This is a genomic window from Bradyrhizobium centrolobii (genome assembly GCF_001641635.1).
Taxonomy (GTDB): Bacteria; Pseudomonadota; Alphaproteobacteria; order Rhizobiales; family Xanthobacteraceae; genus Bradyrhizobium; species Bradyrhizobium centrolobii.
The window spans coordinates 84057-108200 of record NZ_LUUB01000051.1; the positions used below are offsets into that span (position 1 = coordinate 84057).

Below are 24144 nucleotides of genomic sequence, written 5' to 3' on the forward strand. Positions count from 1 at the left end.
CCGCTACTCCGCGGCCTCGGCCGGCGCGATGCGGCGGGAATGCCGCGCCTGCGCGTCATAGGCCTTCTGCCAGTCGGACGGGCCGTTCGACGGCGAGACCTGCACAGCGGTCACCTTGTATTCGGGACAGTTGGTCGCCCAGTCCGAATAGTCGGTGGTGATGACGTTGGCCTGCGTGTCCGGGTGGTGGAAGGTGGTGTAGACGACGCCCGGCGCGACGCGGTCGGTGATCTCCGCGCGCAACGTGGTCTCGCCGGCGCGGCTCTTCAACCGCACCCAGTCGCCGTCGCGCACGCCGCGCTGCTCCGCATCGTGCGGATGGATTTCGAGCCGGTCCTCAGCATGCCAGACCACGTTCTCGGTGCGGCGGGTCTGCGCGCCGACATTGTACTGGCTGAGGATGCGGCCCGTGGTGAGCAGCAGCGGATAGCGCGGGCCGGTGCGCTCGTCGGTCGCGACATATTCGGTGACGACGAACTTGCCCTTGCCGCGGACGAAGCCGTCGATGTGCATCACCGGCGTGCCCTCCGGCGCCTTCTCGTTGCAGGGCCACTGCACCGAGCCGAGCTCTTCGAGCTTGGCGTAGGAGACGCCTGCGAACGTGGGCGTCAGCGCTGCGATCTCGTCCATGATCTCCGACGGATGATTGTAGTTCATCTCGAAGCCCATGGCCTTGGCGAGGCCGATGGTGACCTCCCAGTCGGCCATGCCGTTCTTCGGCGTCACCACCTTGCGCACGCGCTGGATGCGGCGCTCGGCGTTGGTGAAGGTGCCGTCCTTCTCGAGGAAGCTCGACCCCGGCAGGAAGACGTGGGCGTAATTGGCGGTCTCGTTCAGGAAGAGGTCGTGGACGATCACGCATTCCATCGCCGACAGTGCCGCGACCACGTGCGAGGTGTTCGGATCGGACTGCAGGATGTCCTCGCCCTGCACGTAGAGGCCCATGAAGGTGCCTTCGACCGCGGCGTCGAACATGTTGGGGATGCGCAGGCCCGGCTCCGGATTGAGCTTGACGTTCCACAGCGCCTCGAACTGCTCGCGCACGGCATCGCCCGCGATGTGGCGATAGCCGGGCAGCTCGTGCGGGAACGAGCCCATGTCGCAGGAGCCCTGCACGTTGTTCTGGCCGCGCAGCGGGTTCACGCCGACGCCGGGGCGGCCGATATTGCCGGTCGCCATCGCGAGGTTGGCGATCGCCATCACGGTGGTCGAGCCCTGGCTGTGCTCGGTGACGCCGAGCCCGTAATAGATCGCACCGTTGCCGCCGGTTGCGTAGGTCCGCGCCGCCTCGCGCAGCACCTTGGGATCGACGCCGGTCAGGATTGCGGTCGCCTCCGGGCTGTTGTTCGGCTGGGCGACGAATGCGGCCCACTCCTCGAACTCGCTCCAGTCGCAGCGCTCGCGGACGAAAGCTTCGTTGACGAGGCCCTCGGTGACGATGACATGCGCAAGCGCGGTCATCACCGCGACGTTGGTGCCGGGCATCAAGGGCAGGTGCAGCGCCTTCACGTGCGGCGATTCCACCATCTCGGTGCGGCGCGGATCGATCACGATCAGCTTCGCGCCCTGGCGCAGCCGCTTCTTCAGGCGCGAGGCGAACACCGGGTGAGCCGAGGCGGGGTTGGCGCCGATCACGACGACGACGTCGGTCTCCTCGACCGAGTCGAAATCCTGCGTGCCGGCGGAGGTGCCGAAGGTGGTGGCGAGGCCATAGCCGGTTGGCGAATGGCAGACGCGGGCGCAGGTATCGACGTTGTTGTTGCCGAAGCCGGCGCGGATCAGCTTCTGCACCAGATAGGTCTCTTCATTGGTGCAGCGGGACGAGGTGATGCCGCCGATGGCGTCGCGGCCATACTTCTTCTGGATGCCGCGCATCTTTGTGGCGGCGAAGGAGAACGCTTCGTCCCATGACACTTCGCGCCAGGGGTCCTCGATCCGTTCGCGGATCATCGGCTTGAGAATACGCTCCTTGTGATTGGTGTAGCCCCAGGCGAAGCGGCCCTTGACGCAGGAATGGCCGCGGTTGGCCTTGCCGTCCTTGTACGGCACCATGCGCACCACTTCCTCGCCGCGCATCTCGGCCTTGAAGGCGCAGCCGACGCCGCAATAGGCGCAGGTTGTCACGACCGAATGCTCGGGCTGGCCGATCTCGATCACGGACTTTTCCGTCAGCGTCGCGGTCGGGCAGGCCTGCACGCAGGCGCCGCAGGAGACGCATTCGGAGCCGAGGAAACTCTCGCTCATGCCGGGCGAGACGCGGCTGTCGAAGCCGCGACCCGAGATCGTCAGCGCGAAGGTGCCCTGCACCTCCTCGCAGGCGCGGACGCAGCGCGAGCAGACGATGCACTTGGAGGGATCGTAGGTGAAGTAGGGGTTGGACTCGTCCTTCGGCATCCAGGCGGCGTTGACCTCGCTGTTGGACTTGGCGAAAACGTGGTTCTCGCCCTCATAGCCATAGCGCACATCGCGCAGGCCCACGGCACCGGCCATGTCCTGCAATTCGCAGTCACCGTTGGCGCCGCAGGTGAGACAGTCGAGCGGATGGTCGGAGATGTAGAGCTCCATCACGCCCTTGCGCAGCGTCTTCAGCCGCTCGGTCTGGGTGTGCACGACGAGGCCGGGCATCACGGGGGTGGTGCAGGAGGCCGGCGTGCCGGCGCGGCCCTCGATCTCGACGAGGCAAAGGCGGCAGGAGCCGAAGGCGTCGACCATGTCGGTCGCGCAGAGCTTTGGGATCTGGTGGCCGGCTTCCATCGCCGCGCGCATGATCGAGGTACCCTCGGGCACCGAGACCTGCTTGCCATCGATGGTCAGCGTGACCATCGTTTCCGATTTGGAGCGCGGCGTGCCGAGGTCGACTTCTTCGATCAGAGACATTGTCGTTCTCCTATTCCGCGGCCTGAAGCGTGGTCGGCGCCGGGACGAAATCCTCCCGGAAATGCTTCAATGCGCTGAGCACCGGGTAGGGCGTGAAGCCGCCGAGTGCGCAGAGCGAGCCGAATTTCATGGTGTTGCAGAGGTCTTCGACGAGCGCGAGGTTTTCCGTTACGCGCTCGCGGCGCATGATCTTCTCGATGGTCTCGACGCCACGGGTCGAGCCGATCCGGCACGGCGTGCACTTGCCGCAGGATTCGACGGCGCAGAATTCCATCGCAAAGCGCGCCTGCTTGCGCATGTCGACGCTGTCGTCGAACACGACGATGCCGCCATGGCCGATCAGGCCGTCGCGCGCGGCAAAGGCTTCGTAGTCGAACGGCGTGTCGAACAGCGCGCGGGGAAAATAGGCGCCGAGCGGGCCGCCGACCTGCACCGCGCGCACCGGGCGACCCGTGAACGTGCCGCCGCCGATGTCATCGACGAGCTCACCGAGTGTCACGCCGAACGCCGTCTCGAACAGCCCGCCATAGCGGATGTTGCCGGCGAGCTGGATCGGCATCGTGCCGCGGGAGCGGCCCATGCCGAAATCGGCGTAGGCCTTCGCGCCTTCGGCGAGGATGAAGGGGATGGCGGCGAACGACAGCACGTTGTTGATCACCGTCGGCTTGCCGAACAGGCCGTGATGTGCCGGCAGCGGCGGCTTCGCGCGCACGATGCCGCGGCGGCCTTCGAGGCTCTCTAGCAGCGAAGTCTCTTCGCCGCAGACATAGGCGCCGGCGCCGACCCGTACCTCGAGGTCGAAGCTCTGCGTGGTGCCGCCGATGTTCGTGCCGAGATAACCGCCGCGCTTCGCCGCTGCGATGGCGGCATTCATCGCTTCGACGGCGTGCGGATATTCGCTGCGGACGTAGATGTAGCCCTTGGTCGCGCCGACGGTGATGGCGGCGATCGTCATGCCCTCGATCACCAGGAAGGGATCGCCTTCCATGATCATGCGGTCGGCGAAGGTGCCGCTGTCGCCCTCGTCGGCGTTGCAGACGATGAATTTGCGATCGGCTTTCGCCTGCGCGACCGTCTTCCATTTGATGCCGGTCGGGAAGCCCGCGCCGCCACGACCGCGCAGGCCGGACCCTGTGACCTCGGTGAGGATCGCATCAGAGGCGAGCGAGAGCGCGCGCTCCAGGCCCTTGTAGCCGCCATGGTCGCGATAGTCGTCAAGCGAGCGCGGGTCGATTACGCCACAGCGGGCGAAGGTGAGGCGGGNGCTTCAGCCAGGGGATCTCGTCGGTCGCGCCGAGCCGCAGCAGATGCGGTGTATTGCTGGCGAGTGCGTCGAGCAGGGAGGGCACATCGGTCTCAGTGACCGGGCCGAAGGCGATCCGCCCCTGTGGCGTTGCGACCTCGACCAGCGGCTCCAGCCAGTAGAGGCCGCGGGAGCCGGTCCTGACGATCTCGACGGCAAGACCGCGCTTCGCCGCAGCCTGTTCCAGCGCCAGCGCGACCTCATCGGCGCCGACAGCAATCGCACCTGCGTCGCGCGAGACAAAAAAGCGCATCGTCATCGCTGCGCCTCCGCAACCAGCGCATCGAGGCGCTTTTCATCGAGCCGGCCGACGAGGCGGCCATCGAGCATCGCGGACGGCGCGGTCGCGCACAGTCCGAGGCAGTAGATCGGCTCCAGCGTGACGCGGTCGTCGGCCGTGGTGTTGCCGAGCGATACACCAAGCCTGGCCTCGGCGCGCGCAGCCAGCGCATCGCCGCCTGCAGCCTGGCACGCTTCCGCGCGGCAGAGTTTCAGCACATGACGGCCGGCCGGCTTGTGGCGGAAATCATGGTAGAACGTGAAGACGCCGTGCACCTCGGCGCGCGACAGATTGAGAGCTTGCGCCACCATCGGGATGGCCGCCTCCGGCACGTAGCCGAATGCCTCTTGGAGCGCGTGCAGGATGACCAACGTCGCACCCTCCTGCTGAGCGTGTTCGGCGATGATCTCAGCGCCGCGCGTTTCATCCCAAGGTTCGTAAACCGCTGTCATTCTTCATTCTCAACTCGGTGTCCGACGCTCCATGAGTATTTGGAATCATTCGAAAATCAATAAAGCCGTCTCATGCTGCGATCGGGAATTCGGATCGATTGACGGGCGCAATCGGTCGATACGGAATGCTAATGAAACTTGTATCGGCTGCCGGTTTTTGCGTGTTGGTGCAGGCCGGGCGTGCTAACTTGCATGCCACGCGCAAACCCAAGGGGGCGGACGGTTGATCGACAAGCTTGAACTGCTGCTGGCATTGGCCAAGGAGCGGCATTTCGGAAGGGCGGCGGAGGCCTGCGGCGTCACCCAGCCGACGATGTCGACCGGGCTGAAGCAGCTTGAGGAGATCCTGGGCGTGATGCTGGTCCAGCGCGGCTCCCGCTTCCAGGGCTTTACGCCTGAAGGCGAGCGCGCCTTGGACTGGGCGCGGCGTATCGTGGGCGATGCGCGCGCGATGCGCCAGGAGATCAACTCGCTGAAGGACAAGCTTTCCGGTGAGATCCGCATCGCGGCGATTCCGACCGTGCTCGGCATGGTCGCCTCGCTGACCACGCCATTTCGCGCCAAGCATCCCGAGGTGCGCTTCCGCATCCAGTCCACGACGTCATCCGAAGTGCTGGGGCTACTCGAAAATCTCGAGGTCGATGCAGGGCTGACCTACATCGAGAACGAGCCGATCGGCAAGGTGCGCACCATTCCGCTCTACAACGAGAGTTATCGCCTCCTGACCGCGCCGGATGCGATGTTCGGAGACCGCGAGACGGTGACCTGGAAGGAGGTCGGCCAGGTGCCGCTGTGCCTCTTGACGCCCGACATGCAGAACCGCCGGATCATCGACCGCGCGCTGCGCTCGGTCGGCGCGGAGGCGACGCCGACGCTGACATCGAACTCGCTGCTCGTGCTCTTCACCCACGTCAAGACCGGGCGGTGGGCGAGCGTGATGCCGGCCAAGCTCGCCGAGACGCTTGGCCTCTCCGATACCGTGCGCTCGATCCCGATCGTCGACCCCGATGTCAATTACAGCATCGGCATGGTGATCCCGCAGCGCGACCCGATGACGCCGCTGATCGCGGCGCTGGTCAACGTCGCGCGCGAAGTGGCGCCGGGGCTGCAGGTCTAGCCGGACCTCACGCCGCCGCCGAGATTCCGGCAGTCACCTTGTTGGCATCGCGCGGCAGCGTCACGCGCACGACAGTGCCGATCTCGAGCTTCGAGCGCAGCCGCATCGAGCCGCCATGGAGTTGCGCGAGCGAGCGGGCGATCGCGAGCCCAAGCCCGGAGCCGTGATAGGTCTTGGTGAGCTGGCTCTCGACCTGCTCGAAGGGACGCCCGAGCCGCGCCAGCGAATGTGGCGCGATTCCGATGCCGGTGTCGGCGATCATCAGCACGATCCTGTCGTCGAGCTGCCGGCTGCGCACCACGATGCGTCCGCCATCGGGCGTGAACTTCACCGCGTTGGACAACAGGTTGACGATGATCTGCTTGGTCGCGCGACGGTCGGCGACGACGGAGATGGATTTCGCGATGTCGGCATCGAGCGTCAGGTGCTTGTCCTCCGCCCGGCCCGAGACGACCCGAAGGGATTCCGCAAGCGTGCGCGACAGGTCGAGCTCTTCCATGTCGAGCTTCATGCGGCCGGCCTCGATCTTGGACATGTCGAGGATGTCGTTGATGACCTCGAGCAGATAGTGGCCGCTGGTCAGGATGTCCTGGCAGTACTCCTGGTACTTTTCCGAGCCGAGCTCGCCGAACATGCCGCTTCCCATGATCTCGGAGAAGCCGATGATCGCGTTGAGCGGGGTGCGCAGCTCATGGCTCATATTGGCGAGGAATTTCGACTTGGTCTGGTTTGCTTCCTCGGCGCGGGTCTTCTCCCGCTGGTATTTCTCGGCGAGGTCGGCGAGCTCGACCGCCTGACGCTCGAGCGCCGCCTGCGAGCGCTTGAGGTCGATGACGGTGGCGCGCAGGCGCAGATCGTTGTCGACGAGCTTCTGCTCGTGCTCCTTGATGCGGGTGATGTCGGTGCCGACCGAGACGTAGCCGCCATCTTTGGTGCGGCGTTCGCTGATGTGCAGCCAGCTTCCATCGTCGAGCTGCGCCTCGAAGGTGCGCGCGCCCGGGCCCTGGCTGGCGGTTTCGTTGTGGCGGGTGCGCACCTCCGGCATGCGGCCGACCTCGAGCACGGTCTCGTAGGACGTACCGGGAATGACGGCGCTGTCGGGCAGCTTGTGCAGGCGCTGGAAGTGCGAGTTGCAGAGCACGAGGCGGTCGCTCGCATCCCACAGCACGAAGGCCTCCGGAATGGTCTCGATCGCGTCACGCAGCCGCAGGTCGGCTTCGACGGTCTTCTCTGCGAGGCTCTTCTGCTCGGTGATGTCGACCGCGATGCCGATCAGGTGCACGCTGGAGTCGGTCGCACCGCGCGTCTTCTCGCAGCGGACGCGGAGCCAGATCCAGTGGCCGTCGACATGCTGCATGCGGAAGGTCTGGTCGATATGATCGATCTTCTCCGAGATGAGCTGGTCGGCGATCTCGAACAGGTCGATATCGTCGGACTTCACCAGCGCGTTGACCTCGCCGAAGGTGAGGAGCTCGTTGCGACCGTCGAGGCCGAGCATGGAAAACATCGATTGCGACCAGAAGATTCTGCCGCGCGAGAGGTCCCAGTCCCACAGGCCGCAGCGGCCGCGGTTGAGCGCGGTGTCGATCCGGCCGCGCACGGCGTCGTTGATCAGGTCGCCTTCGCGGGCGCGGGTCGACTGCCAGTGGAAGGCGAAGCCGAGGATCAGGACGACGAAGCCGGTGGTCGCCGACAGCGTCACCGAGAGCGCCGCATCCGAGCCCCAGATCGGCTCGTTGCGCTCCTGGATCACGGTGATCTGGCCTGGCAGTGACCGGATCGGGCGCGACGTCACCATCGCGGCGTTGCCGTTCGGCAGCGTCATGTCGGGGACGTTGGCGTCGCGCGGCGGTGTCGCCAGCAACTGCGCGGTGGTGATCGCATCGAGCAGGCGGTCATTGCCGGCCGGATCGGCGTCGACGGGAATGCGGGCGAGGATGCGGCGGTCGACGCCGGCCGTGGTGACGATGACGTGGCGGCCCGAGGCCGTCCCCCAGGACGGAATGAGATCGGGCAAGAGCGTCGGCAGGTTCTCGATGTTCTTCAGCCGCTCCATGCGCGCGGAGGTGAGGCGGTCGATCCGCTCGGCGAGCAGGTCGGCGAGCGCCGCGATGTCGCGCCGCATCACCGCGCGCTTCTGGCGGGTCTGGTCGGCGACCTGGACGAAGGCGCCGAGGCAGATGGTGATGAGGAAGGCGATGATGAGCGTAGGCACGGCGCGCCGCAGCGCCGGCTCGGCGATCAAGAGCCGGTGGTAGGCCGGTTTCGCGATCGATTGCGCCAATCCCTTGATCGAATCGGATTGGACGCACGCGCTCGCGGCGTCTGCGCGCGGCATGCCTTCGGCCCCCAGGAGATCTTGCTGCACCACAATTCGGAATGAAGCCCCCGCTCGCTTCCGAATCACAGCGATTTGAATCCAGTTTTCGCGGCCTGTCGAGAGTCAACGAATCGTTAACGCGAAATAATTCTTATCCAATGGAGAGTTCGCAGGTCGCGCGCCGCATTTTCACGTGAGCGCTGAGTCCGAAACGGGAACGTGTGACTCCTCTGTATTCACCGCCTCATCCGCGCGGCGGTTCGGCGTGACTGATCACGCGCTTCACGCTCGGGAAGGCGCGGCGCAACCCGCGCTCGATCGCGTCGACCTGCTGGTGCACCTTGATCACGCTCATCGACGGCGCAGCGCGGCAGTGAAAGTTCACGATCTCGCCGGCATCGGTGTTGCGGACGCGGACGTTGTGGATGTCATGGATATCGCCGCCGTGCGCGTAGTCCGCGAGCGCGGCTGCGATGGTCTGCACCCGGTCCGGCGACGCATCGACGCCGAACGGCAGCTCCGGGTCCAGCGGCTCGATATGGACGTCGACCTCGACGTCCTCGCCGAATTCCTCCTTGATGTTGCGCTCCAGCGTGTTGGCGACGTCGTGGGCGGCCACGAGTGGCATCTCGCCGTCGACCTCGAGGTCGATGCCGACGATCAGCTTGGCGCCGAGGTCGTGCACCGTGACGTGGTGGATGGCGAGGCCCGAATTGCGCGCGATCACCATGATGCGGTCGCGCACGGTCTCGTTGTTGCGGGCGACGGGGACGGCGGTGAAGGTGAGGTCGGCATCGCCGAACGCCTTGCCGACGGCTACTTGCGCGTTGCGCTTGATGTCCTCGACGCGGTCGATCGGATAGGTTCGCGGCACCTTGGCGATGGTGTCGATGAAAGTGGTCGCCCCGACCATGCGCACCCGCAGCCGCTCGACGTCGATCACGCCGGGGACGCCGCGGATCGCGGCCGTCGCCTTTTCCTGCGCGCCTTCCGGCGCGCGGTCGACCAGCGTCTGCACCGTCGACCCGGCCATGCGCAGGCCGAGCAGGGCGATCATCACGGCAACCGCGGCGGCCGCCGCCGAGTCGCCCCACCAGAAGCCGAGGGCGGCGAGGATCAGGCCCACGATCACGGCGAACGAGCCCATGACGTCGGAGGCGAAATGCAGCGCATCGGCGGCGAGGGCCTGGCTCCGCGTCTCCCGTGCGGCACGGTGCAGTGCCCGTGCGCGCCACAGGTTGACGACGATGTCGATCACCAGCACGACGAACGGCACGGCCGAAATCGTCGGCGGCGGCGTTCCCTCGCGCAGGCGGCTATAGGCCTCGACCAGGATGCCGCCGGCGAGCACGTAGAGCAGGGCGGTGACGCCGAGCGCGGAGATGCTTTCGAGCTTGCCGTGGCCGTAATGATGCTCGTCGTCCGCGGGCTTGTCGGACACCCGCACCACCGCCCAGGTGATGATGGTCGCCACGAGGTCGATCGAGGAGTGCAGGGCTTCGGAGATCAGCGCGAGCGAGCCGATCGCGATCCCGACCGCGAACTTGGCCGCCGCCATGCCGCCGCTGGCGAAGATCGAGATCGCTGCGACCGACGTCTTGTTGTGCTGGGAGGTCATGGCGGGGGATTTAGCAGCCCGTCGGCGAACATCAAGCCGCGGTCCACAGGTCTAGTCGCAAGTGAGTTGCAGGAGCGGGGCCTCCGGCATTGTCATTCCGGGGCGGCTCGTAGAGCCGAACCCGGAATCTCGAGATTCCGGGTTCGTGCTGCGCATCGCCCCGGAATGACGGTCACCCCTCACAACGTCACGACGATCTTCCCCAGATGCTTGTTGGCCTCCATGTGCTCGAACGCCTTGTCGATGTCGTCGAAGGCGAACACCTTGTCGATCGGCAGTTGCAGCTTTCGCGACTCGACCGCGCCCCAGATGTCCTTCCGGACCTCGTCGAAGATCTCGCGGACCTCCTCGATGGTGCGGGTGCGGAAGGTGACGCCGATGTAGTTGATGCGGCGCGCGGCGTGCAGGTCGAAGTTGAAGTCGGCATGGGTGCCGCCGAGCCGGCCGACATTGACGATGCGACCCTTGACCTTCGTTGCGGCGAGGTTCTGGCTCGCGACCTTGCCGGAGACCTGGTCGACGATGAGGTCGACGCCTTCGCCGCCGGTCGCCTTCAGAACCTGGTCGACCCAGCCGGGGTCGGAGGAGTCGATCGCGAGATCGGCGCCGTATTCGGTCAGCCGGCCGCGGCGATAGGCGTCGGTCGACGAGCCGATCACGAGCTTGGCGCCCTTGAGCTTGGCGATCTGCATCGCCATCAGGCCGACGCCGGAGCTGGCGCCCTGGATCAGCACGGCTTGCCCGGGCTGCACGCCGCCGACGGTCACGACGGCGTTATGCATGGTCGCGAGCGCGACGGGGAGGGTGGCGGCTTCCTCGAAGTTCATGTTCGAGGGCGCGCGGAACAGGCGGCCATGGTCGGCCAGCGTGTACTCGGCGAACGCCGCGCCGCCCGAGCCCATGATGCGGTCGCCGACCGTGACGCCCTTCGCATCCGGCCCGAGTGCGGCGACTTCGCCGGCCCATTCCATGCCGAGAACGGTGCCGACGCCGCCGGCCGCGCCATGGGCGTGGCCTTTGCGCATGCCGGTGTCGGCGCGATTCAAACCGCAGGCGCGAACGCGAACCAGCACCTGAGTGCCTTTAGGTGTTGGTTGAGCGACGTCGGAAATCGTAGCTCCATCAGGGCCGTAGACGTAAGCCTTCATGTATTACTCTCTTGCGTTTGATGAACTGGTTTAAGCATGTGCGATGTCACTTCGCCTCTCCCCGCCCTGCGCGGAGAGGGGAGCTTCCGTACATTCGGCTGTCGCTGCCTTTGTGGGATAGAGCCCTCACCCGACCCTCTCTCCGAAAGAACGGGGGAGAGGGAAGGCGCCTTCGCCGCGCGATAGTTATGGGTCGTCCTTAAAGTTCTCACTCAGCAGCTTGCGCCTTGGACTGAACGATCATGCCGTCGAGCCGGTTCCTGATGATGGCCTCAGCCTCGCGCACGATGCGGGAGACGAGCTCGGCGCAGGTCGGAATGTCCTGTATGAGGCCCTGGACCTGGCCGGCCGACCAGATGCCCTCGTCGGAGTTGCCGGTGGCATAGACCATCTTGCCACGGGCACCCGCAACGAGCTCGCGGATGTCCTCGAACTTGGCGCCTTCCTTTTCCATGGCGACGACCTTGGTCGAGATCGCGTTCTTGGCGACGCGCGAGGTGTTGCGCATGGTGCGGAAGATCAGCTCGGTCTCGCGCTCGTCGTTGGCGACGATCCTCTCCTTGATGAGCTGGTGAATGGGGCTCTCCTGGGTCGCCATGAAGCGGGTGCCCATGTTGATGCCGTCGGCCCCGAGCGCCAGCGCGGCGACCAGGCCGCGCGCATCGGCAAAGCCGCCCGAGGCGATCATCGGGATCTTGACCTTGTTGGCGGCGGCCGGAATCAGGATCAGGCCGGGCGTGTCGTCCTCGCCGGGGTGGCCGGCGCATTCAAAGCCGTCGATCGAGATCGCGTCGACGCCCATGCGTTCGGCCGAGAGCGCGTGACGGACGCTGGTGCATTTGTGCACGATCTTGACGCCGTGCTTCTTGAACTCGTCGACATGTTCCTGTGGCTTGTTGCCGGCGGTCTCGACCACCTTGATGCCGCTCTCGATGATGGCGGCCCGGTATTCGGCGTAAGGCGGCGGCTTGATCGCGGGCAGGATGGTGAGGTTCACGCCAAAGGGCTTGTCGGTGAGGTCGCGGCAGCGCGCGATCTCCTTCGTGAGGTCCTCCGGTGTCGGCTGGGTCAGCGCTGTGATGAAGCCGAGCGCGCCGGCACTGGCAACGGCGGCGACCAGCTCGGCGCGCCCGACCCATTGCATGCCGCCCTGGACGATCGGGTGCTCGACGCCGACAAGCTTCGTGAACCGTGTCTGCAACATGATCTGTTTCCCCCGCCCGCTGGTCCCGCGGGCTATGTTATCGGTTGACGTCGGCGGCAGGATGCCGCCCGGGTTGGCAAAAGTCTATTGCAGCGGCGTGCGGTTGGGGGCGGGGCGATCATGCGGGAAGTGGGGGTGATTCCGCGGGACGGATAATTGCGGCGATCTTGTCCGTCTCCGAGATGCGCAGACGTCTTCCAGTCCTCCGCTGTCGTCCTGGCTTTCGCCAGGACGACGTTGGCAGGTGTTGTGCGCACTGCTTCAATGACGAGTGTGGGCACCGACGCTGCCCTACCCACCGCTGTCATGCCCCGGCTTGACCGGGGCATCCAGTACGCCGCGGCCCATCCGTATCCCCGCGCTGTCTCTGGAATACTGGATTGCCCGCCTTCGCGGGCAATGACAGAGAGCTACGAGTGGGTCTGGTAGCCCGGATGGAGCGAAGCGTAATCCGGGGGCGCGTCTGCAATGAAGTGATACCGGTCCCGGATTTCGCTGCGCTCCATCCGGGCTACACGAAAGCTACTGCTCGGCCGAGAGCCGCACCACTTGCCGGCCGCCGTTCATTTCCTTGAGGCGGTTGACGAAGTTCTCAGGGCGCTGCCAGCGGTACGGGACCTTCAATCCCATGAACTCCGCGATGTCGCCGATGAAGCCGGTGCAGTTGGTCGTCTCGGCATTCCAGACCGGCGAGCTAGCCTGCAACTTCTTGATGTAGGCGAAGACGCGTTTGGCATCGGCTTCGTTCAGGTAGACGCGGTAGCTCGCGGTCAGGTATTCCGGATCGAGATCGCCGTAGCTCGCGCCGGTCTCGGACGGCACCCAGGTCAAATGACCGAGCATGTAGGCAAGCGTGTCGCCGGCCGGCGTGAGGCCCGCGACCTCGACGGCGCGCTCGCTGGTCTTGCCATACCAGACGAAGGCGTGGCCCCAGCTCGCGGCCGTTCGGGCCCGGAAGTCGACGTAATAGGGGCCTTTCTCCGATCTCGCGACGGATCGCCTCGTCGATTGTGGCGCCGGTCGCGAGCCGGTGTCGTTCGAGACAAGCGCATTCGCATCAGCGATGCGCTTGTTCGCTTCGTGGGCCGAAGCCGATGGCATCGTGCACGAGATCATGGCCGCGAGCGCGAACCCCGCCACCAGGCAGGATCCCGATCGATAACGCTTGTTCGTCACTTCTGCCCCCTCGACTGTCGGCCGTTCACGCAGATCTAAGCGCTGTGATTCTGCGCGTCAGTAGCGCGATACGACCGGGCCGGGCGCCTTGCCGATCGGGGCCTTGCCGACCGGGCTCTTGCCAATCGGCATCTTGCCGATCGGAGCCGGCCCTTGCGGATAGACGGGCACGGGCTGCCGGCGCGGCAGATCCGCGGCGTTCGCGACCGTCACCAGGGCAAGCGTTGCGCCCACGACAAATACAATCTTCTTCACAGTCATACCCCTGAAGGTTGGTCCAAGCACGGCATCACCTGCCGTGCCCCCCAGACACACCTCCCAAATGGGCGTCGGAATGCGTCCGCAGTGCGGCAATCGCGGGACATGTTGGCGGCACATGGCGGGCGCGCGGGAAGTGTGTGATTTATGCCAGCATTGCGCCGCGCGTTCGTCAGCTCGTAGGATGGTAGAGCGAAGCGAAACCCATCGGCTTCGCTCCACCGTCTGGCGTGCGGATCGGCTGAGTTCGACGATGGCAGGCCGCCTTGCCGCGGGCGGCTCGCATCGTCAGGCAAACAGCAGGCGATCCTTGATCTTGCGCGCGACCGTGAAGTCGTCGTCCCACCACGGCTTCTCACCCGCCGCACGCGGGGGCCTTGCCAGGTGCAGCTTCTGGCCCTTCTCGGCGGCGGTCTTCTGGGCGACCCGGAACGAGTAATGGTCGAACAGGCTGAGCGCCTCGATCATGTAAGACACGGCGATGCGACGGTCCCTGATGATCAGGAGGTTCTCGCCGTTCTTGCGATCGGCGGGCTCGGAGAAATTGTATGACCCGAGATAGACGCGTGCGGTCGGCTTGTCGAAGTCGATCACGGTGAACTTGTGATGCATGCGCGTGCCGGTGCCGCCGGTCGGCTCGGACTTGAACGGCTCCGGCACGTCCTTGCCGAGCTCCGCCGCAAAGACGGGCGCGACGTTTCCGTTCGGGTCCTGGACGTCGAGGCCGCCGACCTTCTTGTCGGATATGCCGTAGACGAAGATGTTGTTGTTGGCGGTGACTGCCGCGATGGCGTCATGCACGGCGCCGGGCGTCTCGAACAGGAAGGCGAGCGAATAGAGGAGCGACGACGTCGTATTCTTCTCGATGTCGGTCGCGATTTCCTCAAGCTTGGCGTTGCCGGCGCTGTGCGGCGAGAACGTCGCCTTGGCGTCGATGCCGGGAAGGCGAAGATCGTTCCAGTCCGCGGACGGCTTTGCGCCGAAGCCCGCGACGTCGTTGTTCTTCGGCGGGTTGCCCTGGGCCGGCTTGAAATAGTTGTCGAAGGCGGCGAAGGCCAGGTCGACCGGGGTCTGACCGGTCACCACCAGGGCGTTGTTGGCCTGCACGTAAAAGCCGCGCCAGGACAGGTTGGTCGAACCGAACACGACTTTCTTCACGGTCTTGCCGTTCACCGCGATGGTCTTGTTGTGCTGAAGACTCCCCATGTGCTGGCGCAACACGTTGGTCCGACCTGCCGAGGTCACCAGGCGAGCCTCCGCCTGGGCTTCGGCGGAGGTCGGCTCTCCATGGTCCTTGCTGTTGTCGATGATGACCTTGACGCGGGATCCGAGCTTCTCAAGGCGATCGAGGATCTCGGGCAGATTGAAGTCGTAGGCGATGACGCGGACCTCGGCTTGGTCGTCGGCGATGGCCTGGTCCAGGGTCTCCAGGATCGCGGAGCGCGCCTCAAAACCCATCCAGGCGAGCGCCGCGGCCGTGTCGGGGTGGGTCGGGGTAAAGTTGAGCCCTCCGGCGGCGACCGGCGCCACCAGCGTCTCGATGGGGCCGTGCACCAGATAGCGGTCGACAAAGGCCTGCGAGGAGACGAAGCCGCGCGTGAAGGTGACGTTGGCGATGCCGGGATAGGTTTCGCGCGCGAGCTGGATCGGGGCTTGTTGCGGCTCGCCCTTGCTGAGCTTGTCGTTCGCATCCATGAACATCGGCGTGACGCGATAGATAAAGTCGCCGGCGAGTTCGGCATTGCGGGGGAAGTGCACCCAGCGGAATTTCTGGATCGGCGATTCCAGGGTCGAAAGCGTCGCAGGATTGACGTTGCCGGATGCATCGAGAAAGCCGAGCCGGTTCTTCAGCGCAAAAAACTGGGTCCCGCCAGGCTCCTGATACTCGATCGCAAAGCCGACGAAATCCTGCGGTGGCTGGCCATGCTTCCAGTTCATCGCGAGCAGCGTCATGCCGTCGCCGCGATGCAGCTTCAACGTGAACAGCGCGTTGGCGTTGGTGCCGACGACCTCGAAGCCCGAGGGTGCGGCCGGCGGCGGATTTGAGGATGCGGGCGCCGTCACTGGCGGCGGGGCGACGACCGGCGCTGGCGACGTCGTGGTCGGCGATGTCGTGGTCGGCGGCTTGGGCTTGCCCTTCGCCGGCGTTGCGGTCTTCGGTTTGGGGCTGGACGCCGTTTTCGTCTTGCTCGGCTTGGACTTGCTGGCCTTGGACTTGCTGGCCATGGATTTGGTCGCGGCCTTCTTGGTCTTGGCTGCCGACTTGGATTTTGACTTTGCTTTCGACTTGGATTTGGCAGACTTGGACTTGGTGCGGTTGGCGCTTGCGGCGCGAGACTTGGTCTTCCTGGCAGACTTGGTGGTTTTCCGGGCAGCCATGGACACTTCCTCCGCTATGAACGGCAACATGAACGACGGCCGGCATATTGCGTGGCGATGCCGACGATGAAATTACAATCCAACTGACAAAAACCTGCGATCAGAGGATTCCCGCACAGATTGTATCATACGCCGTGCGGCACGGAAACCACGCGCCGGGTCGTCGTCAGGCGCCGGATCGGGCGCGGATAGGTGAGCGCCTGCACGTGTGAGGCGAGCGTCACGCCGCCATTCGCCTCGATCTCGCCGACCGTCTTGGCAAGGAGATCGCGGGTGAGAGCGGGACCGAGATCAAGGGCCGGCCGCCAACGGTCCTCGGTCGTCATTCCGGGGCGGCGCGCAGCGCCGAGCCCGGAATCGATTGATCCGCAGTCCATGCCGCCCAATGGATTCCGGGCTCGCGACTTCGTCGCGCCCCGGAATGACGGCAGGACCTGGAACGCGATTACAGCCGAAACTCGTTGGTGAGCTCGCCGATGCCGTCGATGGCGACGGTCACCGTATTCAACGGCTCTTTCATCACGCCGACGCCGACGGACGTGCCGACAGCGATGAGATCGCCGGGCAGGAGCGTCATGTCGTGCGAGATTTTGCTGACGAGCTCCTGCGCGCTGAAGATCATGTCGGCGATCGGGTAGTTCTGCCGCTCCGTGCCGTTGAGGATGGTGCGCACCACGAGTTCTGCGGGATCGAGGCCGGTCGCGATCACCGGGCCGAACGGGCCGTAATCGTCGATGCCCTTGGCGCGCGCCCATTGGGCGAAAGTGGGATCGCGGGTGAGGATGTCGTTCGCGGTGATGTCGTTGACGCAGGTGTAGCCGAAGATGGAGTCATCGGCCTCGGCCGGCGAGACGCGGGCGCAGGTCTTGCCGATGACGATGCCGAGCTCGCCCTCATAGGTGGTCTTGCCGTCGTAACAGGAGGGGCGGCGGATCACCGCGCCGGGCGCGGCGATGCTGGTCGTGGCCTTCAGGAGATAGAGCGGCTCCGGCGGCTCGGGCTGGTTGAGCTTGGCCGCGAGCGCGTGAAAGTTATTCCAGAGCGCGACGATCTTGCTGGGCGCGCAAGGAGCGAGCAGCTCGACTTCGGACAGCGCCAGCGTCCTGCCGCTGGCTACGTTGCGGCCGAACATCTCGCCGTCATGCACGCTGATGCCTGACGGCGTCAGCGTTCCGAACCCGGTCGCTCCGCCATGGCGGAAGCGGAGCCATTTCTTCATCTCGCCCGCCATCATGCCACCGCCAGTGCGCGCGGATCGGTCGGCGCGGCGACGCCGTCATAGAGGCCGGCGATGCGGGCACGCTGGGTGACCATCGCCAGCACCGAGTCGAGGGCGGGCGTGGCGATGCCGGTCAGGCGGCCCATCTCCTGGACCACGGAGACGAGCGGATCGATCTCCATCGGGCGGCCGCGCTCGAGATCCTGGAGCATCGAGGTCTTGTGCGCGCCGACCTTGCGGGCGCCCTCGATGCGGCGTTCGACGTCGACACGGAATTTGACGCCAAAGGTTTCGGCGATCGTCTGGGCCTCCAGCATGATCGCGCGCGACAACGCGCGCGTGGCGGGATCGGTGCAGATCACGTCGAGCGTCGCATGGGTCAGCGCGCTGATCGGATTGAAGCAGACATTGCCCCAGAGTTTGAGCCAGATCTCGTCGCGGATGTTGTCGAGGACCGGCGCCTTCATGCCGGCTTCGACGAACAGGTCGGCGAGGCGCTGCACGTCGGGCGTGATCTCGCCCGATGGCTCGCCGAGCGGAAAATTGTTGCCGTAGACGTGGCGGATCACGCCGGGCGCCTCGATCTCGGTCGCGGGATAGACGATGCAGCCGATGGCGCGCTCGGGGCCGAGCTCGCGCCACTGCCGCCCGCCCGCGTCGATGCTCTCCAGCGTCGAGTTCTCGTAACTCCCGCCGTGCTTGTAGAAGTACCAGTAGGGGATGCCGTTGACTGCGGTGATGACGCGGGTGTGCGGCCCGAGCAGCGGCTGCATCTTCTCGATCACGCCGGTGATCGAATGCGCCTTGAGCGTGATGATGACGTAGTCCTGCACACCGAGCTCGGCGGCGTTGTCCGTGCAGCGCGGATGGACGACATGTTCCTCGCCGCCGGCAAGCAGCGTCAGGCCGCGCTCGCGCATCGCGGCGAGATGGGCGCCGCGCGCGATCAGGCTGACGTCCGCGCCTGCGCGCGCGAGCTGAACACCGAGATATCCGCCGATCGCGCCGGCGCCGTAGATGCAGATCTTCATGAAATCCTCGCGGGGGAGCAGAAACCGGGTTTTTGGGCACGAAAGATCCGGTCCGGCTTGGACGGGTCCGAGTCGGGGCCGGAAGTCGCAGGGGAATGGTGCGGTCGCCTAGGCCGCTTGCGGCGTAGAGTTGGTGGCCTCGTCGACGGCGGCCGCGATGTCGCGCATGCTGATGACCGAGACGAGGCTGTAGTTGTCGATCACCGGCAGGTGCCGGATGTGGTGCCGGTTCATCAGGTGCCGCACGTGCTCGATCGTGTCGGTCGAGGTGCAGGAGACGAGCTGCTGCACCGACACGAGCTGCGAGACCTTGACGTTGACGCCATTCGCGCCGTGCTCGGCGATGGCGCGCACCACGTCGCGCTCGGTGAACATGCCGACCGCGGTGTTGCCCTCCGAGCGGACGACGTCCTTGACCACCAGAGCGCTGATGTTGTTGGCGCGCATCAGCTTGGCGGCGATACCCACCGTTTCGTTCATCCGCACCGTGACAACGCGCGGCGTCTTCTTGCGCAGAATGTCTCCGACCAGCATTGCAACCTCCTTGGGTGAATGTATCGGTGAAATTCTGGTATACATTATGCCAATCGTCAAGCGCTGGATTTGGTTGATCCGAAAATTCTTGCGGCAGCAATGCTGACGTTTGTCGCGTGCAAATGCGGACCAAAAAGAAAGGGGCGCTGCGAAGCGCCCCTTTCTGACCGATGCAAAAGGCGTGTGGTCGCTACGCCGTCTCGGTCTTGGCGTTAGCCGTCGCGGTGTTGGCGCTCTCTGCTTCCTTGCCGAGGATGAAGGAGCGGCGCAGCGGCTTGATCACGAACAGCGCCATCAGCGCGGCGGTCGCATTCAGCGCCACCGCCACCACGAACACGGCCTTCCAGCCATAGGCGGTCGAGATCACGCTGGCGAGCGGCACGAGCAGGGAGGCGGTGCCCTTTGCGGTGTAGAGCATGCCGTTGTTGGTGGTAGCGAACTTCGAACCAAACGTGTCGCCGCAGGTCGCCGGGAACAGCGAGTAGATCTCGCCGAACACGCCGAAGTAAATCGCGGTCGCGAGCACGAACACGATCGGCACGTGGCCGTAGGCCGACAGCGTCAGCAGCATAAGTGCGGCGGTGCCGAAGGCGATGAACATGGTGTGCTCGCGGCCGATCGTGTCGGACACCCAGCCGAAGAACGGACGGCCAAAACCGTCGAAGATGCGGTCGAGCGAGATCGCGAAGGTCAGCGCCGCCATCTGGAAGCCGGCAAGCGTCACCGGCGTGTTCGCGATCTTGAAGTCGTGCGCGATCGGGGCGATCTGCGCCGCGGTCATCAGGCCGCCGGAGGCGACCATGACGAAGACGAGATACATCACCCAGAAAATAGGGCTGCGCAGCACCTGCGGCGGGGTGAAGTCGATCTTGGTCTGCGGCAGGTTGAGCTGCTTCCTCTTCGGCGGGATCGAGACCCGCGGCGGCTGGATGAAGAAGGCGAGCACGAAGACGATCAAGCCCTGGCCGATGCCGAAGGTGAAGAACGCGTTCTGATAGCCGCTCGATGCGATCATGCTTGCGATCGGCACCACGGTGATCGCGGCGCCGGCGCCGAAGCCGGCAGCGGTCGCGCCGGCGGCAAGGCCGCGGCGGTCGGGAAACCATTTCAGCGCATTGCCGACGCAGGTGCCGTAGACCGCGCCCGCGCCCATGCCGCCGACGACCGCGGCGGCATAGAGCAGGGTGAGGCTGTCGGCGTAGGAGTTGAGCACCCAGGAGAGCGCGATCATCACGCCGCCGAACATGATGACGATGCGCGGGCCGTATTTGTCGACGAACCATGCCTCGATCGGAACGAGCCAGGTCTCGGTGACGACGAAGATGGTGAAGGCAAGCTGGATCGCGGCGCGTCCCCAATGGTGGACCGCATCGATCGGATCGACGAACAGCGTCCAGCCATATTGCAGGTTGGCGATCATCGCCATGCAGACGATGCCCATGCCGAGCTGGAGCCAACGGAAACCGGTACGAAGGGGCGCAGCAGTGACGGCGCCCTCGATGTTGGAAATCATCAACAACCTCCCAAGGCGCCTGTCTGGTGGCGACCCAGGTTGCCAAGATGACCTGATGTCGCAAATCTTGTGGCTTATCGTCGCAAGCGCGGCGGGCAGCTTGGTATACCATATCCCAGAAAGCAAGCCCTATCTTGCGCCCGCCTGCAAGAAAATGCGCGGTTCCCTTCGGTTTTACGGAATCAAGTGAGATTCGGTCAAAACGAAAGCGCCCGGCCGAGGGCCGGGCGCTTGTAGCACGTAGGGTCGGTTAAGAGCGGGTCAGACGGTTGCGCGCGCGACCACCGTCTTGCGCCAGGGCTTCAGCACCAGGATCGCGAGCAGCGAGGCCAGGATGTTGGCGCCGGCCGCGATGATGAACACGTTGTCCCAATGGCCCGAGGTCTGCTGCATCAGGTTCGCGATCGGCACCAAGAGCGCGGCGGTGCCCTTCGCCGTGTAGAGCAGGCCGGCATTGGTAGTCGCGAACTTCGCGCCGAACGTGTCGGTGCAGGTCGAGGGGAACAGCGAGTAGATCTCGCCCCAGGCAAAGAACACGAAGCCCGACAGCAGCACGAACCAGATGGGATCATGGCCCCAGAGGTAGAGCATCCAGATGCCGATGCCTTCCATGCCGAAGGCGAGGAACATCGTGTTCTCGCGGCCGATCATGTCGGAGATCCAGCCGAAGAACGGACGCGTCAGGCCATTGAGCACGCGGTCGATCGTCGCTGCGAACGTCACCGCGGTCATGGTCATGCCGATCAGCGTGACCGGGATGTTGTCGACCTTCCAGTCGACCGCGATCGGCTTCAGGTTCGCCGTCACCATCAGGCCGCCGGCGCCGACGATCACGAACATGAAGTACATCAGCCAGAAGATCGGCTGGCGCAGCACTTCGGTCGGCTGGAAGTTGCGCCGGCTCTGCACCAGCGCCGCATTCGCCACCACGTTCGGCACCTGGCCCGGCTTCGGCGCGAGCAGGAAGAAGGCGAGGATGCAGATGATGATGCCCTGTCCGAGGCCGAAATAGAGGAAGGTGCTCTGGAAACCGCTGTCCTTGATCATGGCCTGGATCGGCGCGACGGTCAGCGCGGAGCCCGCACCGAAGCCCGCGGCCGTGAGGCCCGCGGCAAGACCGCGCTTGTCAGGAAACCATTTCAGCGCGTTGCCGACGCAGGTGCCGTAGACGCCGCCGGCGCCGATGCCCGCGATGATCATGCCGAGATAGTAACCATTGAGCGTGGTGGCCTTGGCGTTGATCACCCAGCCGATCGCGCAGAGCACGCCGCCAACGAGCACGACGATGCGCGGACCATATTTGTCAACGAACCATCCCTCGACCGGAACGAGCCAGGTCTCGAACAGGACGAACAGCGTGAAGGCCCACTGGATCGAGGCTCGATCCCAACCGAAGGTTTTCTGGATGTCCGGGACGAAGAACGTCCAGCCATATTGATAATTGGCGATCATCACCATGGCCGCTACACCGATCGCCAATTGCGCCCAGCGAAAAGTGTCGCTGACGCGCGCGGCTGTAGGGGCCGTTGCCTGCACCATGTCCGTCATAAAGCCTCCCGTGGCGCCTCTAATTTTTATGCGAGCGCTGGAGCGGCATTCTTGTATTCATTATGCCAAGGTTCAAGCGCCGGTCCGGTCACCGTGCGCAAATGCCGCAGTCCTTCCTAGCTGCAGCTGTGACTCGGGACCGCTCAAATAGAGATGGCCCCGACGTGCGGGGCCATTCATCAAAAGTAGCATGTTGACGGTTCTGAAGCCGGTGCCGCTTTCCCGCAATGCGGGAAAAGCGAATGCTTACAAGCCGAAGCGGGGCAGGTCGCCGTTGCGGTTGGAGATCTCGGCGCTGGCCATCAGGAGGCGGTCGAGGGCGGCGATCAGGCGGGCGAGCAGCGAGGAGGACGGCTGGAGCGCAACGGAAGCGGTCTTGGACATCGGTGATTCCCTTTCTCGAGACAGTCAGTATCGCTGTCTCATTTCGACGACTAACCTATGTATACCAGATACCAGTGTCTACTCATGTCATTGCATAGCAGCATGCGCTATCCCGCATTGCAGCATAACGGTCCGTTAAAGGGGCTGTTCGGGGTTTAAAATTGCCAAAAAGCTGCCCAAACGGGGCTGCAAACTGCCTTCCGTCACTGAAAGACGTGGCAGCTGGGCCGCATTGTTCCGACTGAAGCGGACCGGCGCGGCCATGGATGCGAATTCCGGCCGGACCGCAATCGACCGGGGCCTTGGCAGGGCAAAGCAAAGCCGGTAGTGGTCTGCCCCCTTTTCCAATCACCTGTCAGAGTGGTTCATGTCGAGCGCCTCGCCCGCCGTCTCGATCGGCATCGATTTTGGAACCAGCAATACGGTCGTCGCGCTCGCGACGGACGACCGCCGGGTCGAGGCCATTCGCTTCGATCATGGCGGACGACGGCACAGCGTCTACGTGTCGGCCCTGTGCTTCTGGGAGGACCGGCCGGGAAGCGGAGCTCACGCCGAAGGTGGCCCGTGGGCGATCGAACAGTTTCTCGAAGGACGCCACGTCTACCGCTTCCTCCAGTCGTTCAAGACCTTCGCTGGAAGTCACAGCTTCAATTCCACCCAGGTGTTCCGCCAGCGCTACAAGTTCGAGGATATTCTCGCGGCGTTCCTGCGGACGCTGGCGCGCCACGGCGGAGACCGGTTCGGCTTCGAGGCGGCAAACATCGCGGTCGGCCGCCCCGTGCGCTTCGCCGGTGGCAATCCCGACGAGGCACTGGCGATGCAGCGCTATCGGGCCGCGTTCGAACGCCTAGGCGCCGGCCACGCGCGCTATGTCTACGAGCCTGTGGGAGCGGCATTCTCCTTCGCGCGCCGGCTGGAGCGCGATGCCACCGTATTGGTTGCGGATTTCGGCGGCGGCACCAGCGATTTCTCCGTAATGCGTTTCTCGCGCGCAGGCGGCAGCTTGCGCGCCGAGCCGCTCGGCCATGCCGGCATCGGCATCGCGGGCGACACGTTCGATTACCGCATCGTCGACCATGTCGTCTCGCCGCGCCTGGGAAAGGGCTCTAGCTTCCGCTCATTCGACAAGGTGCTGCCGCTCCCCAACAGCTACTACACCAATCTCGCGCGCTGGCATCAACTCGCGATGATGAAGAGCAGCGGCGAGTTGCGCGAGCTGCGGGAGCTTTCACGCACCGCGCTGAAGCCGGCCCCGCTCCAGGATTTCATCACCATCGTCGACCTCGACCTCGGCTTTTCGTTGTACCGCGCGGTGTCCGACGCCAAGGTCGCGCTGTCGGCCCGGGATGAGGTGGACTTTCACTTCAATGGAGGCGGGGTCGATATTCGCTCAACCATCACACGGAACGACTTCGAAACCTGGATTGCCGACGATATCGCCCGGCTCGGCGCCACCATCGACAAGGTGCTGGGCGAGGCCGGCATCACCGCGCGCGAGGTGGAAAAGGTGTTCTTGACCGGCGGCACCTCCTTCGTGCCCGCCGTCCGGCGGCTGTTCGCCGAGCGGTTCGGCAACGAACGGCTGATGTCGGGGGATCAGTTCGAGTCGATCGCTTACGGCCTCGCCCTGATCGGACACAGTCCCGACCCGGACCGCTGGGCCGCAGCCGGCGGGCTCAAGTCGAAGGCGGGCGCGTAAAGTGCGATGAGACCAGGCTCGATTTCTGGCACGAAAGGGGGGTGCGCTCCCTCTCCCGCTTGCGGGGGGAGGGGTGGGGTGGGG

19 protein-coding genes and 1 pseudogene are annotated in these 24144 nt (G+C 65.0%); 2 read left to right on the forward strand and 18 right to left on the reverse strand.

Annotated features, from left to right (window positions below):
* Window positions 1-3: 3 nt before the first annotated feature.
* The 4 genes and pseudogenes from fdhF to AYJ54_RS13965 all read right to left on the reverse strand — a co-directional run bounded on the left by fdhF (window position 4) and on the right by AYJ54_RS13965 (window position 4912).
* On the reverse strand, window positions 4-2877 hold the full coding sequence (fdhF, locus tag AYJ54_RS13955; RefSeq protein ID WP_063699475.1) for a formate dehydrogenase subunit alpha: 2874 nt from the start codon (window positions 2875-2877) through the stop codon (window positions 4-6).
* 10 nt (window positions 2878-2887) lie between these two features.
* The coding region (locus AYJ54_RS13960; protein ID WP_245329007.1) for a complex I 51 kDa subunit family protein at window positions 2888-4140 on the reverse strand (1253 nt) is incomplete at its 5' end.
* Between the two features lies 1 nt (window position 4141).
* Window positions 4142-4439: pseudogene (locus AYJ54_RS52300) on the reverse strand (formate dehydrogenase); the annotation flags it as partial.
* Window positions 4436-4912 carry a formate dehydrogenase subunit gamma gene (locus AYJ54_RS13965; protein WP_063699476.1) on the reverse strand — a complete coding sequence of 159 codons (477 nt, stop codon included), beginning with the start codon at window positions 4910-4912 and terminating at the stop codon, window positions 4436-4438. The gene AYJ54_RS13965 and the pseudogene AYJ54_RS52300, both read right to left, overlap by 4 nt.
* Before the next feature lie 223 nt (window positions 4913-5135).
* Here AYJ54_RS13965 and AYJ54_RS13970 point away from each other — a divergent pair, with 223 nt between their 5' ends.
* Window positions 5136-6029: a LysR family transcriptional regulator gene (locus AYJ54_RS13970; protein WP_063699477.1), complete on the forward strand. Its 894-nt coding sequence runs from the start codon at window positions 5136-5138 to the stop codon at window positions 6027-6029.
* Window positions 6030-6036: 7 nt separating this feature from the next.
* Here AYJ54_RS13970 and AYJ54_RS13975 read toward each other — a convergent pair whose 3' ends face one another.
* The 14 genes from AYJ54_RS13975 to AYJ54_RS51275 all read right to left on the reverse strand — a co-directional run bounded on the left by AYJ54_RS13975 (window position 6037) and on the right by AYJ54_RS51275 (window position 22361).
* Window positions 6037-8367 carry a PAS domain-containing sensor histidine kinase gene (locus AYJ54_RS13975; protein ID WP_063699478.1) on the reverse strand — a complete coding sequence of 777 codons (2331 nt, stop codon included), beginning with the start codon at window positions 8365-8367 and terminating at the stop codon, window positions 6037-6039.
* Between the two features lie 226 nt (window positions 8368-8593).
* Window positions 8594-9967, reverse strand: a complete 1374-nt coding sequence (locus tag AYJ54_RS13980) for a cation diffusion facilitator family transporter (RefSeq protein ID WP_063699479.1) — start codon at window positions 9965-9967, stop codon at window positions 8594-8596.
* A 179-nt stretch (window positions 9968-10146) separates the two neighbouring features.
* Window positions 10147-11115, reverse strand: coding sequence for a zinc-binding dehydrogenase (locus AYJ54_RS13985; protein WP_063699480.1), 969 nt, complete (start codon window positions 11113-11115; stop codon window positions 10147-10149).
* A 208-nt stretch (window positions 11116-11323) separates the two neighbouring features.
* On the reverse strand, window positions 11324-12319 hold the full coding sequence (locus AYJ54_RS13990; RefSeq protein ID WP_063699481.1) for an NAD(P)H-dependent flavin oxidoreductase: 996 nt from the start codon (window positions 12317-12319) through the stop codon (window positions 11324-11326).
* A 522-nt stretch (window positions 12320-12841) separates the two neighbouring features.
* Window positions 12842-13495 (reverse strand): hypothetical protein, encoded by a 654-nt coding sequence (locus AYJ54_RS13995; protein ID WP_063699482.1) that lies wholly within the window; start codon window positions 13493-13495, stop codon window positions 12842-12844.
* Window positions 13496-13552: 57 nt separating this feature from the next.
* A complete protein-coding gene (locus tag AYJ54_RS14000) occupies window positions 13553-13756 on the reverse strand; it encodes a hypothetical protein (protein ID WP_063699483.1) in 204 nt (67 codons plus the stop codon).
* A gap of 285 nt (window positions 13757-14041) precedes the next feature.
* Window positions 14042-16132, reverse strand: coding sequence for a phospholipase D-like domain-containing protein (locus tag AYJ54_RS14005; protein WP_082905655.1), 2091 nt, complete (start codon window positions 16130-16132; stop codon window positions 14042-14044).
* 125 nt (window positions 16133-16257) lie between these two features.
* Window positions 16258-16509 carry a hypothetical protein gene (locus AYJ54_RS14015; RefSeq protein WP_063699485.1) on the reverse strand — a complete coding sequence of 84 codons (252 nt, stop codon included), beginning with the start codon at window positions 16507-16509 and terminating at the stop codon, window positions 16258-16260.
* 68 nt (window positions 16510-16577) lie between these two features.
* On the reverse strand, window positions 16578-17366 hold the full coding sequence (locus AYJ54_RS14020; protein WP_136623675.1) for a fumarylacetoacetate hydrolase family protein: 789 nt from the start codon (window positions 17364-17366) through the stop codon (window positions 16578-16580).
* On the reverse strand, window positions 17363-18382 hold the full coding sequence (locus tag AYJ54_RS14025) for a 2-dehydropantoate 2-reductase (protein WP_063699486.1): 1020 nt from the start codon (window positions 18380-18382) through the stop codon (window positions 17363-17365). The genes AYJ54_RS14020 and AYJ54_RS14025 overlap by 4 nt, the downstream gene beginning before the upstream one ends.
* Before the next feature lie 108 nt (window positions 18383-18490).
* Window positions 18491-18916 (reverse strand): CBS domain-containing protein, encoded by a 426-nt coding sequence (locus AYJ54_RS14030; protein WP_063699487.1) that lies wholly within the window; start codon window positions 18914-18916, stop codon window positions 18491-18493.
* A 190-nt stretch (window positions 18917-19106) separates the two neighbouring features.
* The gene (oxlT, locus tag AYJ54_RS14035; RefSeq protein ID WP_063699488.1) at window positions 19107-20429 is read right to left on the reverse strand and encodes an oxalate/formate MFS antiporter; all 1323 of its coding nucleotides are present in this window, start codon (window positions 20427-20429) and stop codon (window positions 19107-19109) included.
* A gap of 261 nt (window positions 20430-20690) precedes the next feature.
* Entirely contained in the window at window positions 20691-21977 is a 1287-nt protein-coding gene (oxlT, locus tag AYJ54_RS14040) for an oxalate/formate MFS antiporter (protein ID WP_063699489.1), read from the reverse strand.
* 246 nt (window positions 21978-22223) lie between these two features.
* Entirely contained in the window at window positions 22224-22361 is a 138-nt protein-coding gene (locus AYJ54_RS51275; protein ID WP_201724186.1) for a hypothetical protein, read from the reverse strand.
* 367 nt (window positions 22362-22728) lie between these two features.
* On the opposite strand from AYJ54_RS51275, the gene AYJ54_RS14045 reads away from it, so the two are divergent.
* The gene (locus AYJ54_RS14045; RefSeq protein ID WP_063699490.1) at window positions 22729-24060 is read left to right on the forward strand and encodes an Hsp70 family protein; all 1332 of its coding nucleotides are present in this window, start codon (window positions 22729-22731) and stop codon (window positions 24058-24060) included.
* Window positions 24061-24144 lie beyond the last annotated feature (84 nt).

Bases quoted from the DNA above. Each gene is read 5' to 3' on its own strand.
- AYJ54_RS14030 (WP_063699487.1), bottom strand. From the start codon at position 18,916: ATGCTGGTCGGAGACATTCTGCGCAAGAAGACGCCGCGCGTTGTCACG.
- AYJ54_RS51275 (WP_201724186.1), bottom strand. From the start codon at position 22,361: ATGTCCAAGACCGCTTCCGTTGCGCTCCAGCCGTCCTCCTCGCTGCTC.
- AYJ54_RS14020 (WP_136623675.1), bottom strand. From the start codon at position 17,366: ATGATGGCGGGCGAGATGAAGAAATGGCTCCGCTTCCGCCATGGCGGA.
- AYJ54_RS13985 (WP_063699480.1), bottom strand. From the start codon at position 11,115: ATGAAGGCTTACGTCTACGGCCCTGATGGAGCTACGATTTCCGACGTC.
- AYJ54_RS13965 (WP_063699476.1), bottom strand. From the start codon at position 4,912: ATGACAGCGGTTTACGAACCTTGGGATGAAACGCGCGGCGCTGAGATC.
- AYJ54_RS14025 (WP_063699486.1), bottom strand. From the start codon at position 18,382: ATGAAGATCTGCATCTACGGCGCCGGCGCGATCGGCGGATATCTCGGT.
- AYJ54_RS13975 (WP_063699478.1), bottom strand. From the start codon at position 8,367: ATGCCGCGCGCAGACGCCGCGAGCGCGTGCGTCCAATCCGATTCGATC.
- AYJ54_RS13980 (WP_063699479.1), bottom strand. From the start codon at position 9,967: ATGACCTCCCAGCACAACAAGACGTCGGTCGCAGCGATCTCGATCTTC.
- oxlT (WP_063699489.1), bottom strand. From the start codon at position 21,977: ATGACGGACATGGTGCAGGCAACGGCCCCTACAGCCGCGCGCGTCAGC.
- AYJ54_RS14000 (WP_063699483.1), bottom strand. From the start codon at position 13,756: ATGACTGTGAAGAAGATTGTATTTGTCGTGGGCGCAACGCTTGCCCTG.
- AYJ54_RS13990 (WP_063699481.1), bottom strand. From the start codon at position 12,319: ATGTTGCAGACACGGTTCACGAAGCTTGTCGGCGTCGAGCACCCGATC.
- oxlT (WP_063699488.1), bottom strand. From the start codon at position 20,429: ATGATTTCCAACATCGAGGGCGCCGTCACTGCTGCGCCCCTTCGTACC.
- AYJ54_RS14045 (WP_063699490.1), top strand. From the start codon at position 22,729: ATGTCGAGCGCCTCGCCCGCCGTCTCGATCGGCATCGATTTTGGAACC.
- fdhF (WP_063699475.1), bottom strand. From the start codon at position 2,877: ATGTCTCTGATCGAAGAAGTCGACCTCGGCACGCCGCGCTCCAAATCG.
- AYJ54_RS14005 (WP_082905655.1), bottom strand. From the start codon at position 16,132: ATGGCTGCCCGGAAAACCACCAAGTCTGCCAGGAAGACCAAGTCTCGC.
- AYJ54_RS14015 (WP_063699485.1), bottom strand. From the start codon at position 16,509: ATGGACTGCGGATCAATCGATTCCGGGCTCGGCGCTGCGCGCCGCCCC.